A 13623-nucleotide genomic window follows, 5' to 3' on the forward strand; every position below is an offset into this window, starting at 1 on the left:
GTGCTATACCCCTCGACTTGCATGTGTTAAGCCTGCCGCTAGCGTTCATCCTGAGCCAGGATCAAACTCTTCATCGTATATTTTTATATTATATATTCGATGCCTTATCTAGTGGTTCTTTCCGAATCTTGCGATCCTATTACTCTTATTCTATTTGTCTTGTCTTTTGGACAAGACGGCTGTCAATTCAATATGTCTACGAACGTGTATTCTTTTTTATTATCTCGCTTGTTTCTCAAAGCGGGTGCAAAAGTAGAAAACTTATTTCAAAACGGCAAATGTTTTTTGAAGTTTTTTTTCAGAAAATTTCTTTTCCTTTTCCTTCATCATATCTACCAATCTCTCAATGAACTTTCCGTGTTTTGCGGGGTGCAAATGTAAAAGCTTCTTTCGAATCCCACAAGCTTTTCGCAATCTTTTTTTCAGAATTTTTTTTCTGTTTCAATCGCCTAGCTTGTCAGTATTTCAGTGAACGTCTCTCGTTGTTGCGGGTGCAAAAGTAGGACCTTTATTCGCATTTACAAGCTTTTTATCCGCCTTTTTTTGTTCTTTTTTTCAATTATTTCTTAACTCACTGATAACGGATTCTTTACAGTTGAAACTTTCTTGTAGTCTTGTAGCGTTTTTCTGAATTACGATGCCGTTTTCGCGGTTTTTGAGTTTTTCCGGTCATCCCTTTTGAAGAATTTTCAGGTTTTAAGCCTCTTTTCTGAAGAGAAAACAACATCCAGGAATTCTTTGGGATGCTTTTTTAATCCCACTAGGCCGTAAAGATGCCGAGTTTTCTATTTTAAAGCTTTATTCTGATCCAAAATCAGCTTTGCTTCACATCATCTCTTCTGAAAACTGATGCCCTAGCCCCGATAGTAGCGAAGCATCGGGAGGAAATCCTTTTTGTGGCGGTCCCGAGGCTTCGGGAGCCACAAAAAGATTGTAGCGGATAGCGGGATTAAGCTCCTTATTAAAATCCAACAATCAAATTCCAAACAAAAGAGGCTTCGACTCCGCTCAGCCGGACAAAATTCCTCTTATTATATCATAAGTATGGTTTTCTCCTTATATATATATGTAGCAATAACAAACCAGACAGGTTTTGAAAACACATCGTGTCGTGCACGTGAAATCTACTCTTATATATACTATCATTCCAATACTTATATATTAAAGCAATCTTCTACATATATATATTGTATGTATTTTTGTAATCATGTATATTTGCATTCACAAAATTATAAACAATGATCAAGATTACTTTACCCGATGGGTCAATTAGAGAGTTCGCTCAAGGCGTAACTCCAATGGAGGTCGCTAAAAACATTAGCGAAGGTTTTGCAAGAAATGTTATTTCTGCATCTTTTAATGGTACAACTATTGAAACCGAAACTCCATTAACGACCGATGGTAATCTTATTTTATATACTTGGAATGATGCTGAAGGTAAAAAAGCTTTCTGGCATTCGACTTCGCACGTAATGGCGCAAGCTCTTGAGGAATTGTATCCAGGAATCAAATTAACTCTTGGGCCTGCAATTGCCAATGGATTTTATTATGATGTTGATTTTGAAGATCAGAAAATTTCTGAAGCTGATTTCAAAAAGATCGAAGATCGTGTACTTGAAATCTCAAGAGGAAAACACGAATTTAAAATGCGTCCGGTTAGCAAAGCTGATGCATTAGAAATGTACAAAGACAACGTTTACAAGACTGAATTGATTTCTAATCTTGAAGATGGAACAATTACTTTTTGTGACCACTCTACCTTTACTGATTTATGTCGTGGTGGACATATTCCGAATACTGGAATCATCAAAGCCATGAAAGTAATGAGTGTTGCTGGTGCTTACTGGAGAGGTGACGAGAAAAACAAACAGTTAACTCGTGTTTATGGAACTTCTTTTCCTAAACAAAAAGACTTAACTGAATATCTTGAACTTCTTGAAGAAGCGAAACGTCGTGATCACCGTAAATTAGGAAAAGAATTAGAATTATTCGCTTTCTCACAAAAAGTTGGTCAAGGTTTACCTTTATGGTTACCAAAAGGCGCTGCGTTAAGAGAACGTTTAGAGCAATTTTTGAAGAGAGCTCAAAAGAAAGCAGGTTACGAACAAGTTGTGAGTCCGCATATTGGTCAAAAAGAACTTTATGTTACTTCTGGCCATTACGCTAAATACGGAGCAGACAGTTTTCAGCCAATTCATACTCCAGCAGAAGGTGAAGAGTTTTTATTGAAACCAATGAACTGCCCTCACCACTGTGAGATTTACAATGTTAGACCTTGGTCATATAAAGACTTGCCAAAACGTTATGCGGAATTTGGTACTGTATATAGATACGAGCAATCAGGTGAATTACACGGTTTAACTCGAGTTAGAGGATTTACTCAAGATGATGCACATATTTTCTGTACTCCAGAGCAATTAGATGAAGAATTCAAAAAGGTAATTGACCTTGTATTATATGTATTTGGTTCGTTAGGTTTTGAAAACTTTACAGCTCAGATTTCATTGAGAGATCAGGAAAACAGAGAAAAGTATATTGGTACAGACGAAAACTGGGAAAAAGCTGAGAATGCTATTATCAATGCTGCAAGAGACAAAGGTCTTAATACAGTTGTTGAATATGGTGAAGCGGCTTTCTATGGTCCAAAACTGGATTTTATGGTAAAAGATGCACTAGGAAGACAATGGCAATTAGGTACAATTCAGGTAGATTACAATTTACCGGAACGTTTTGATTTGACTTACAAAGGTACTGATAACGAATTGCATCGTCCGGTTATGATTCACAGAGCGCCTTTTGGATCTATGGAACGTTTTATTGCAATTTTACTAGAACATACAGCAGGAAATTTCCCACTTTGGCTAATGCCTGAACAGGCTATTATCTTGTCTTTGAGCGAGAAATACGAAAATTATGCTAAAAAAGTTTTAGAATTGCTAGAAAATCACGAAATTCGCGCCCTAATTGACAACCGAAACGAAACAATTGGCAAGAAAATTAGAGATGCAGAAATGCAAAAAATCCCATTTATGCTGATTGTAGGCGAAGAAGAAGAGAAAAACGGTACTATTTCTATTCGTCGCCACGGACAAGAAGGAAAAGGTAATATCACAGTTTCAATCGAAGAATTTGCTGCGATTGTAGACGAAGAAATAAAAAAGACATTAAAAGTTTTTACAGTTTAACTTAAATTAGAAAGTCATAGCAATAAGAAGCAACAGAGGTTTTCAACCTCGAGTAGAAAAAAAAGATGCACACAGAATAAATAACAATATTCGTGGTGTACAAGAGGTAAGACTAGTAGGCGAAAACATCGAACCAGGTGTATTCAAGCTTGCGGATGCTTTACGATTAGCAGATCAGTTCGAATTGGATTTGGTTGAAATTTCGCCAAATGCTGAGCCGCCGGTTTGTAAAATCATGGACTACAAGAAATTTGTTTACGAACAAAAGAAACGTGACAAAGCATTAAAAGCTAAGTCTACACAAGTTGTGGTAAAAGAAATTCGTTTTGGTCCTCAAACAGATGAGCATGATTATGAATTTAAAAGAAAGAATGCTGAAAAGTTCCTTAAAGAAGGTGCAAAATTAAAAGCTTTCGTTTTCTTTAAAGGACGTTCTATCATCTATAAAGATCAAGGGCAAATCTTATTATTACGTTTGGCTACAGATTTGGAAGAACATGGTAAAGTTGAAGCGATGCCTGTTTTGGAAGGAAAGAGAATGATTATGTTCATTGCTCCGAAGAAAAAGAAATAGTATTCAGTTTACAGTTTTAAGTATTCAGAAAAAAAACTTGAAACCTTAAACTTGAAACAACAAAATAAGTAAGTAAGAATAAATTAAAACACTAGGAAAAATGCCTAAAATGAAAACAAAATCTAGCGCTAAGAAACGTTTTAAAGTTACTGGCTCTGGAAAGATTAAAAGAAAGCATGCTTTTAAAAGTCACATCTTGACTAAAAAATCTAAAAAACGTAAATTAGCTTTGACTCACTCAGCGCTAGTTCACTCAACAGATATGAAAAGCATCAAACAACAATTAAGAATTATCTAATAATTCTTTAGGTTAAAAAATTATTTATATAACCTTGGAGTATGGCTTTGAAGTTCCTTTGATTCAATTCAGGACGCCTGCTACAAAAACACATTAAAATTATGCCAAGATCGGTAAATTCAGTTGCTAAAAGAGCAAGAAGAAAAAAAATAATGAAGCAAGCCAAAGGTTTCTTTGGAAGACGTAAAAACGTTTGGACAGTTGCTAAGAATGCAGTAGAGAAAGCAATGTGCTACGCTTACCGCGATAGAAAACAAAACAAAAGAAATTTCCGTTCATTATGGATTCAACGTATCAACGCTGGAGCTAGATTAGAAGGAATGTCTTATTCTCAATTCATGGGGAAAGTTAAAGCTAACGGAATCGAATTGAACCGTAAAGTTCTTGCAGATTTAGCTATGAACCACCCTGAAGCTTTCAAAGCTATTCTTAATAAAGTAAAATAAACGTTTTATAAACTCAATTTAGATTTACTTACTTATCATAGAAAAACCATTCGTTAATTCGGATGGTTTTTTGTTTTATAAAAGTTTCAAATCTACTTTCTCAAGAAACAAATTTAAAAAAGTAACTTTGTACAAAACCAAAATCACTATATGTACAAAGCACTTTTTGATCATATTGAGAAATTTATTACGCTCGAAAATTCAGATATTGACAAACTAGAAACCTGTCTGGAGCTTTCAAAAATAAAAAAGAAAGAACATGTACTCACAGAAGGTCAAATCTGCAATACGATTTATTTTGTTGTTAATGGCTGCATGAGGCAATATATCATCAATGAGAAAGGTACAGAACAAACATTGCAGTTTGGTATTGAAAACTGGTGGATTACCGATTATCTGAGCTATCACAATCATGTTCCGTCCAGCTTTTATTTGCAGGCAATAGAAAATACAGATGTAATAGCAATTGACAAAACTGTGTTAGAAGCACTTTTAATAGAAATTCCGAGTCTGGAGCGCTACTTTAGAATTGTAACTCAAAAAACATTCGGCGCTATGCAAATGCGTATTAAGTACTTATTTACAATGTCAGCAGAAGAAAGGTACCATCATTTTAATGATCACTTCCCAGAGTTTGTGCAGCGTGTTCCTCAATATATGCTTGCTTCCTATTTAGACTTTTCAGCAGAATTTATGAGCAAAATCAGGGCTGGAAAAGTATAAGTGTCTTTCTTGAAGTAGTTCAAGTTTTTTAAGTCTGATATAAAGGAACTTTGTATCAAACTTTTAAAACATATTAAAATGAAATCTAGAATCGTTATTCCGCAAGTTGCCCCAGAAGCATATCAAGCCATGTTAGGTTTAGAAAAATATATTGCTTCAACCGATTTATCTCCCGTGCATAAAGAACTTATTAAAATAAGAGCATCGCAAATAAACGGCTGTGCTTACTGTATAAATATGCACACTGCTGACGCCAGAAAATTAGGAATTACAGAACAACGTATCTTTTTATTAAGCGCATGGCGCGAAGCTGATTTTTATACGGAAGAAGAAAAAGCAATCCTGGCATTAACTGAAGAAATCACTTTGATAAATAATCATGTATCAGAAGAAGTTTATCAAAATGCCGCTGCATTATTCGACGAAAAATATCTTGCTGAAATCATTCTCGCTATTATCACAATAAACGCCTGGAATCGAATTGGAATTGCAACAGAAATGCGAGCTCAATAATTTTATAAAGATAAACTTTACAACAAAATCACAACCACAAACCCTCGTAAAAGAGGGTTTGTTTGTATTTGCTTGTAAATGAGAATTGAAAATTTATTTTTTTTTCACAAAATTAAAATACCGTATTTATACGTGGTTGTAAGAAATATAATTTTCTATTTTTGGCGCATGGTTTCAAAAAGAATACAATTTTACTTCCGTATCATCTTTATTTTTCTACTTTTTTTTGCTTGTCAGAAGAAGAAAGATTTTGGAGAGAAAATTACAAATAACAAAGTCAAGATAGAAAAGACAATAAATGCAGCTGACTTACATTATAAAAACAAACAATTAGATAGCGCATTTTATCTTTACAATAAAGCGAGAGCAAATTGCAACCTTAAGCAAGATGCTGAAGACTATGTTCGTTGTATGTATTATATGGCAGAAATTCAACAAAGCCATGCTGATTTTATTGGAAGTACCAAAACAGCACTAGAAACTATTCCTCTTTTATATCAACTTAACAATTCTGAATACGTCTGGAGTATTTATAGTGTTTTAGGTCGAAATTATTATTATACTTATGATTATCCAAAGGCTATCTACTATTATTCTAAAGCATTCACTATAAAAACTGATAGACTCAGCAAACTTGAAGCGCAAAATAATATCGCAGTAATTTATCTCAAACAAAAAAAGTTTAAGGAAGCATTGCAAATTTTTCTCCAAATAAATAAAGAAGAAATTTTACAGCAAAAGCCAAAACATTATGCAAAAATACTAGATTATATAGGCTATTGTTATTACGAACTTCAGGACCCAAAGGCATTGCTTTTTTATCAAATGAGTATCAAACTAAAATCTAAAGTAAAAGATGTAGATGGTTTGGGTAGAACTTATTATAATCTTGCCGAATATTATCAGAAAAAGAAAGCGACATTATCAATGATGTATGCAAAATTAAGTTACGAAAACTACACGTTATCAGACAATACAGATGAACGCTTAAATGCTTTAAATTTCATTATAAAAAATAGTAATTCAGCTATAGAATCAAAGGAAAGAGCGCTTATTTACATAAAATTGGTTGATAGTATTTATGAAGCCAGACAAAAAGCAAAAAATCAGTTTGCAAAAATTAAATATGATACAAAAAGGGAAAAAGATGAAAATCTATTGCTAAAAACTCAAAAAATTAAAAATGAGCTTCAGCTTGAAAAACAGGGAAGCAGAAATATTATTTCATATGTTATCATCATATTAGCTTCATTACTAATTGTCTTTCTTTATTTCTATTTAACCGCACGAACTAATCGTCAAAAATTTGAAGCAACTTACCAAAGCGAAACCCGAATTTCGAAAAAATTGCATGACGAGCTGGCTAATGATGTTTATCACACACTGGCATTTGTAGAAAACAGAAACCTTTCTGTTGAAGAAAACCGAAATCATTTGTTACAAAAATTAGAAGATATTTATTCCCGCACAAGAGATATTTCTCAAGAAAATAATTCAGTTTTAAACAATCAGAACTACATTGTTTCATTAAAAGAACTTATCTCTGGTTTTAATACTTCCGATACAAATCTTTTAATAAACGGTTTGGATGAAATTTTATGGAATACGATTAATGAAAATAAAAAAGCTTCAGTTTACAGATCCATACAAGAATTGCTTGTAAATATGAAAAAACATAGCGAGGCCACTTTAGTTGTTATAACTTTTAAGGAAAGCCATAATAATCTTATCCTAAATTATTCAGATAATGGAAAAGGAATTGACATGACTAAGATGGTTTTAAAAAATGGATTACACAATTTAGAAAATCGAATTCACAGCCTGCATGGAGAGATTGATATTTATTCGGATTTTGGAAAAGGCTTCAAGGTTTTAATCAAACTTCCCCTATGATGATTAAGAACTTAATTCAATTTTTTCAAAAAAAATATACTGTATTTTGCCTGTTGCTCTTTTGTAGCGTCTTGGCAATCAGCTTTTCTGTTCAATATTATGAAGCAAAAGAAAAGGAAATAAAATACATCAAAAAAGATCAATCAGTCGAAATAAAAAAAAGAATCGAAAAAGGAAATGCATTTTTGAACGCAGGAAAAAGCGATAGTGCCTTTTTATATTTTAATAAAGCACAATTAATATGTAATCCTAAAGAAAATTACGTAGATGATTATGTTTATTCTTTAACAAATATTGCAGACATACAACATAGAAATGGTGATTTTTATGAGGCTGAAACTACACTTACAAAGACTTTTCCGTATCTCGAAAAAACTTCAAAACCAAAATTTGCTATTAATGTTTATTCATTAATGGCAAACAATTATAGTCGCACTTACGATAATGAAAACGGCTTACTTTACCAGAAAAAGGCATTAAAAAAAGCGGTTTCTACATTTAGAAAAGCAGCAATACTATCTGATATTGGTTTTATCTATCTACAACAGGAGAGATATAAAGAAGCCATAGATTTACTAGAACCGTTAACTAAAAGAAAGATTGTAGATAAAATCGAACCAAAATATACTGATATTCAACGCTCAGCAATACTATATAATCTTGGAATGTGTTATTTACGCATTGGAAATCACAAAGAATTAGCATTAAATTGTTTCAACGAAAGTTTAGAATTGACTCTTAAAACAAAAGATGATTATGAATTAATTGCTAACTATTTTGCTCTTTATTCTTTTTACAAAACATATAACAATCCAAAACTAAAAAAAATATATGCTCAAAAAGCTTATGATTGTGCAAAGAAGGTAAAGGCGTCAACCTATCAAATCAATATGTTAGCTAATTTAATAGAGGCTGACAATGCTGAAAATTCCCAAAAACACTGGGAGACCTATATTAGAATGGTAGACAGCACTCTTATTAGCCGAAAAAAAGCACAAAATCAGTTTGCGAATATAATATATGATTCAAATAAAGACAAAGCCGAGAACTTAGAACTGAAAAATAAAAAAGTAGAAAATGAGCTTCAATTAGAAAGACAGAAAAACAGAAGTACAATTTCATATGTGATAATTACATTCAGTGTTTTTTTGGTCTTATTTCTTTCTTTATACATGTCATCAAAAGGAAAAAAAGAAAAAATAGAAGCAATAAATGAAAGTGAACTAAGGATTTCAAAAAAACTTCATGATGAACTTGCTAATGATGTCTATGAAACGCTATCATTTGCAACCTCTAACGATATGAAAAATTTTGATAATAAAGAAAAATTACTCAGCAACTTAGATCAAATATATTATAAAGCCAGAAATATTTCCAAAGAAAATAGTTTAATCAAAACCAATGAAGAATACCTTCCGGCGCTAAAAGAAATGATTTCAGGGTACAAAACTCCAAGTGTCAACATTTTGCTAAACGGTTTTGATTCTCTTGATTGGAATAAACTTGACCGAAGCAAAAAAATAATACTTTATAGAGTTTTACAAGAGTTATTTGAAAATATGAAAAAACATAGTAATGCCAGTTTAGTGAGTTTTACTATAAAAATAAATGACAAAAATTTAATGGCTACTTATATTGATAACGGTGATTGGACAAAAAATAATCGCTTAATTTTAAAAAATGGACTTCAAAATGTGGAAAACCGTATAAAAACAATAAATGGAACAATTACTTTTGTCAATAATTTAGAAAAAGGTTTTAAAGCAAGCTTTAATTTTCCAATTTAAAAAAGTTATATGTTTAAAAAAGTTTTAGTCGCCGAAGATTTAGATAGTATCAGCATTGCAGTAGTTCAAGTACTTGAAGATTTGAAAGTTCCCACGATTCATCATGTTAAATATTGTGATGATGGTCTTTTGAAAATAAAAAAAGCGTTGATTGATAAAGAACCATACGACTTATTAATTAGTGATCTATCATTTAAATCTGATTATAGAAAAACAGAGCTTTCAAGCGGAGAAGAACTAATTGAAGCAGTTAACGAAGTCGATCCTAAATTGAAAAAAATAGTATTTTCTATAGAAGACAAGTCATATAGAATTAAATCGCTTTTTAATGATCTTGGTATTAACGCTTACATTTCTAAAGGCAGAAACAGCATAATTGAACTGAGAAAAGCCATAGAAAGAACCTATAGAAACGAAGAAAAAATATTATCATCAGATTTGTCTTTTAGTTTTTCTGACAAAGCTTTGATTGAAATCGAATCTTATGATATTTCAATTTTAAAACTTTTAGCTCAAGGCTATATTTTAGAAAACATTTCAAACGAATTTAAACAGGCTTCTATAACTCCAAACGGAACGAGCAGCATAGAAAAACGAATCAATAAATTAAAAATATATTTTAAAGCAAACAATAATGTTCATCTAATTGCTATTGCAAAAGATTTTGGTTTAGTTTAAATATTTCAACCCATTACGGGTTTCCGTAAGGAAATACTTTTTTATAAGTATAAGTTTGTATTAAACTTATTAATTACCGAATGAAACCCAAAGACCAATCTTCTTTTGAGAAAAGCTTTTTTCAAAATTTAATTTCAAAATTTAACACCACCAAAAATAGAATACTTATGAAAACAATGATTTTATGCGTTTGCTTGTCTATTAGTTTCGCATTTGTATCGGAAAAAACAGGATTTTTGGAAATTGACTGGAAATTACTTTTCATACCTGCCTTACTTGTTTTACAAATCGTAATTATTGGAACAGCACTAAAAAATAGATACAAAAAGCATTAACCATCAGAAGCCGAAATTTTGAAATGCTTATATTTGATTTTTAAATACAGCATGAAAAAAATCATAGTTCTACTCCTCTTCCTTTACAGTTCTTTTTCTTTTTCTCAAGTCAAAATTATTTCCTGGAATTTAGAAAATTTCGGAAAATCTAAGTCTGAATCTGAAATATCCTTTATTGCAAATACTCTTTTCGATTATGACATTATAGCCCTGCAGGAAGTTGTTGCAGGATATGGAGGTGCACAAGCAGTAGCAAAACTCGTATCGGTTTTAAATCAAAAAGGATCGAAATGGGATTACGTTATTAGTGATCCAACATCTAGCAGTAGTTATAAAACCGAAAGATATTCTTTTATCTGGAAGACTCACAAAGTAAAACTACAAGGAAAAGCATGGTTGGAAAAAAAACACAATCTCGAAATCGACCGCGAGCCTTATTTTGCAACTTTCAAAATAAACCAAAAAACAATCACTTTAGCCAATTTTCATGCTATCACCAAAAACAAACAGCCTGAAACGGAAATTAAATATTTTAAATTTTTACCAGCTGAATATCCTAATCTGAATATTATATTCCTTGGAGATTTCAATTGTCCGCAATCACATTCGGTATTCAATCCTTTAAAAAAAATGGGATACGCTCCTATTTTAGAAAATCAAAAAACAACTTTAAAACACAAATGCAAAATTAATAGTTGTCTGGCTTCAGAATTTGACAATATGTTTTATAAATCAGACGCTGTACGTTTTATAAAATCAGGTGTTGTTCCGTTCTATACTCAATTTAATTCGCTCGAAGAAGCTAGAAAAATTTCAGACCACATTCCTATTTGGTTTGAATTTTCCTTAAACTAATTTATGTTTTAAGCTTTTTCTTTCTTGCTGCGGGAAACAATACGTTATTGAGAATTAATCTGTAACCTGGAGAATTAGGATGCAAATCCAAAACCGTTGGCGGATCACCTACCTGATGTTGAAAATCTTCTGGGTCATGTCCTCCAAAGAAAGTAAACATACCTTTGCCTTTTTCTCCATGAATATATCTTGATTCACCATTAATCTCACAAGTTCCCATTATAAGTACATTCGATTTTATAAGAGATGTATCAAAAGAAGTTGTCTGTCCCATAAATCCTTTCACTAATTGTGTGTGATTTTGGCATAACATACTTGGAATTGGATCCCATTTTGCAGAAAATTCCATTAAAGTAAAGTAGTCCTTTTCCATAGGAACTCTTCTTTTCATTGTCATATCGATATCTGAAAATTCATAAACTTCAGGTCTTCTTTCTAAAGTAAAATTTTTAAATGCGAATGAATTTCCAAAATCCAATTTTGACTGATAGTTTGAGTCGCTCGCATCACCATCAAACATCGCTTCGCAAATATCTACACCATCTGCAGCCAATGCAATATCAAAACTATCTGTGGCAGAACACATGGCAAACATAAAACCGCCACCAATTACAAAGTCTCTGATTTTTTTTGCTACTGCACCTTTTTCTTGCGAAACCTTAGAATAACCAAGCTTTGCAGCCAGAGCTTCAGCATCTTTCTTTTGATCAATGTACCATGGTGTATTTTTATATGCAGCATAAAATTTTCCGTATTGTCCGGTAAAATCTTCATGATGCAAATGCAGCCAGTCGTAAAGCAACAACTGATCGCTTAAAACTTCTTCGTCATAAATAGGAGTAAATGGGATTTCGGCATAAGTTAAAACCAATGTTACCGCATCATCCCAAGGTTGTTTTCCTTTCGGAGTGTAAACTGCAATTTTTGGCGCCTTCTCTAAAATTACGGACTCCATGTTTTGAGATGGACTGGAAATTTCATTTAAAATGGCCGTTTCTTCAGAGTCGCTAAGAATTTCAAAACTAACGCCACGAATTTTACATTCTTTTCTAATTTCTTCTGCATCAGGGAGCAAAAAAGAACCACCTCTAAAATTAAGAAGCCAACTAGCCTTATAATCTCTACTCAAACACCAATATGTAATTCCGTAAGCCTTCAGATGGTTTTGCTGCGTGGTTTCGTCCATAGGAAGTAAAATAAACGAAGCTTTTGCTGACCAGGACAACATCAATAAAAAAATACAAACCAAACTCTTCTTCATGAGAAAATCATTTTAGTAAAGATATAAAGGAAGATTCAAAAAACACAATAGATTTTGCGTTTTATGAAAAGAAAGAATCGTTAAACAAACATTATGAAAAACAGGTAAAAACACGTGTTTCACAATAGCAATTTCTACTTACATTTGGTATCCCAAATCATTGAAATATAAATCAATAAAAATGCAAGCGATGAAATTCAATGAAAGCAATAAACAGCGAAACGGATTAAATGTAATGCAAAAAATTGGTCTTTGCGTTCTAGTCCTGACAATTATATTTTACTATGTACTGTCAATTCAGTTTTTAACGAGTTAATGTTTTAAAGGGTTAAAACCGCAATCTCATTTTGGATTGCGTATACAACTAAACCAGCAATATTTCTCGATTCTGTTTTGAGCAATAAATTATTGCGATGCCCTTCTACTGTTCTTGGACTTAAAAATAAATGTTCTGCAATTTCTGTTGTTGTTTTCTGAAGGCAAATAAGCTGAAGAATTTCAATTTCCCGGGGAGAAAGAAAACTTGTTTCCAACTGACCTTTTGAATTTTTCGACGATACAATAGTCTCCTGAATTATCTTTAGAACATTTTCATTATAATAAAACCCTTTTTTTGCTACTTCATTTATCGTATGAATCAAATCTTTTGGAGTTGTATTTTTGATAAGATAAGCAACGGCACCAACCTGAATCATATTGGCTATAAAGGACTTTGTATCATAACTTGTCAAGGCAATTATTTTAATATCAGGATACGATTTCCGAATAATTCTTGTGGCTTCAACGCCATTAAGAACTGGCATTTTTAAATCCATTATGATAATATCTGGCTTAACTTCAATTTTTTCCAGATTTGAAATAAGTTCTTCCCCGTCTGATGCTTCAAATAGTATTTCGATATTGTCTTCTCGCTGCAACAGAAAAGCAATCCCCTTGCGAAACAATACTTCATCATCAACTAATGCAATTTTGATAGCCGGATTCATTTGGTTTTTTATTTTTGGTCTTTGGTATGCCGAAATTACAAAAAATGCCGCACAAAATAACGCCTAAACACTAATATAATCGCTAAAAA

General features: G+C 32.3%; 13 protein-coding genes and 1 rRNA gene. 11 read left to right on the forward strand and 3 right to left on the reverse strand.

Annotated elements, in window-relative coordinates; genetic code table 11:
- Positions 1-77, reverse strand: a 16S ribosomal RNA gene (locus BD847_RS20060); the annotation flags it as partial.
- A 1161-nt stretch (positions 78-1238) separates the two neighbouring features.
- On the opposite strand from BD847_RS20060, the gene thrS reads away from it, so the two are divergent.
- The 11 genes from thrS (at position 1239) to BD847_RS20115 (ending at position 11287) form a co-directional block, all read left to right on the forward strand.
- A complete protein-coding gene (thrS, locus tag BD847_RS20065; protein ID WP_115890032.1) occupies positions 1239-3185 on the forward strand; it encodes a threonine--tRNA ligase in 1947 nt (648 codons plus the stop codon).
- A 22-nt stretch (positions 3186-3207) separates the two neighbouring features.
- Positions 3208-3759 carry a translation initiation factor IF-3 gene (gene infC / locus BD847_RS20070; RefSeq protein WP_081909355.1) on the forward strand — a complete coding sequence of 184 codons (552 nt, stop codon included), beginning with the start codon at positions 3208-3210 and terminating at the stop codon, positions 3757-3759.
- 100 nt (positions 3760-3859) lie between these two features.
- Entirely contained in the window at positions 3860-4057 is a 198-nt protein-coding gene (gene rpmI / locus BD847_RS20075) for a 50S ribosomal protein L35 (RefSeq protein ID WP_007810722.1), read from the forward strand.
- Between the two features lie 101 nt (positions 4058-4158).
- A complete protein-coding gene (gene rplT / locus BD847_RS20080; protein ID WP_035649542.1) occupies positions 4159-4503 on the forward strand; it encodes a 50S ribosomal protein L20 in 345 nt (114 codons plus the stop codon).
- Between the two features lie 150 nt (positions 4504-4653).
- Complete coding sequence (locus BD847_RS20085) at positions 4654-5226, forward strand: Crp/Fnr family transcriptional regulator (protein WP_115890033.1); 573 nt, start codon at positions 4654-4656, stop codon at positions 5224-5226.
- A 78-nt stretch (positions 5227-5304) separates the two neighbouring features.
- Positions 5305-5739 (forward strand): carboxymuconolactone decarboxylase family protein, encoded by a 435-nt coding sequence (locus BD847_RS20090; protein WP_115890034.1) that lies wholly within the window; start codon positions 5305-5307, stop codon positions 5737-5739.
- A gap of 168 nt (positions 5740-5907) precedes the next feature.
- Positions 5908-7632 (forward strand): tetratricopeptide repeat-containing sensor histidine kinase, encoded by a 1725-nt coding sequence (locus tag BD847_RS20095; RefSeq protein ID WP_244201648.1) that lies wholly within the window; start codon positions 5908-5910, stop codon positions 7630-7632.
- Positions 7629-9419, forward strand: a complete 1791-nt coding sequence (locus BD847_RS20100) for a tetratricopeptide repeat-containing sensor histidine kinase (protein WP_147298524.1) — start codon at positions 7629-7631, stop codon at positions 9417-9419. Before BD847_RS20095 ends, BD847_RS20100 begins: the two co-directional genes overlap by 4 nt.
- Positions 9420-9428: 9 nt before the next feature.
- Entirely contained in the window at positions 9429-10097 is a 669-nt protein-coding gene (locus BD847_RS20105) for a response regulator transcription factor (RefSeq protein ID WP_115890036.1), read from the forward strand.
- Positions 10098-10177: 80 nt separating this feature from the next.
- Entirely contained in the window at positions 10178-10432 is a 255-nt protein-coding gene (locus tag BD847_RS20110; RefSeq protein ID WP_115890037.1) for a hypothetical protein, read from the forward strand.
- A gap of 51 nt (positions 10433-10483) precedes the next feature.
- Complete coding sequence (locus BD847_RS20115; RefSeq protein ID WP_115890038.1) at positions 10484-11287, forward strand: endonuclease/exonuclease/phosphatase family protein; 804 nt, start codon at positions 10484-10486, stop codon at positions 11285-11287.
- A gap of 1 nt (position 11288) precedes the next feature.
- Here BD847_RS20115 and BD847_RS20120 read toward each other — a convergent pair whose 3' ends face one another.
- Entirely contained in the window at positions 11289-12548 is a 1260-nt protein-coding gene (locus tag BD847_RS20120; protein WP_115890039.1) for an asparagine synthetase B, read from the reverse strand.
- 320 nt (positions 12549-12868) lie between these two features.
- Entirely contained in the window at positions 12869-13534 is a 666-nt protein-coding gene (locus tag BD847_RS20125) for a response regulator transcription factor (protein WP_115890040.1), read from the reverse strand.
- Between the last annotated feature and the right edge of the window lie 89 nt (positions 13535-13623).

Source organism: Flavobacterium cutihirudinis, assembly GCF_003385895.1.
Classification (GTDB): Bacteria; Bacteroidota; Bacteroidia; order Flavobacteriales; family Flavobacteriaceae; genus Flavobacterium; species Flavobacterium cutihirudinis.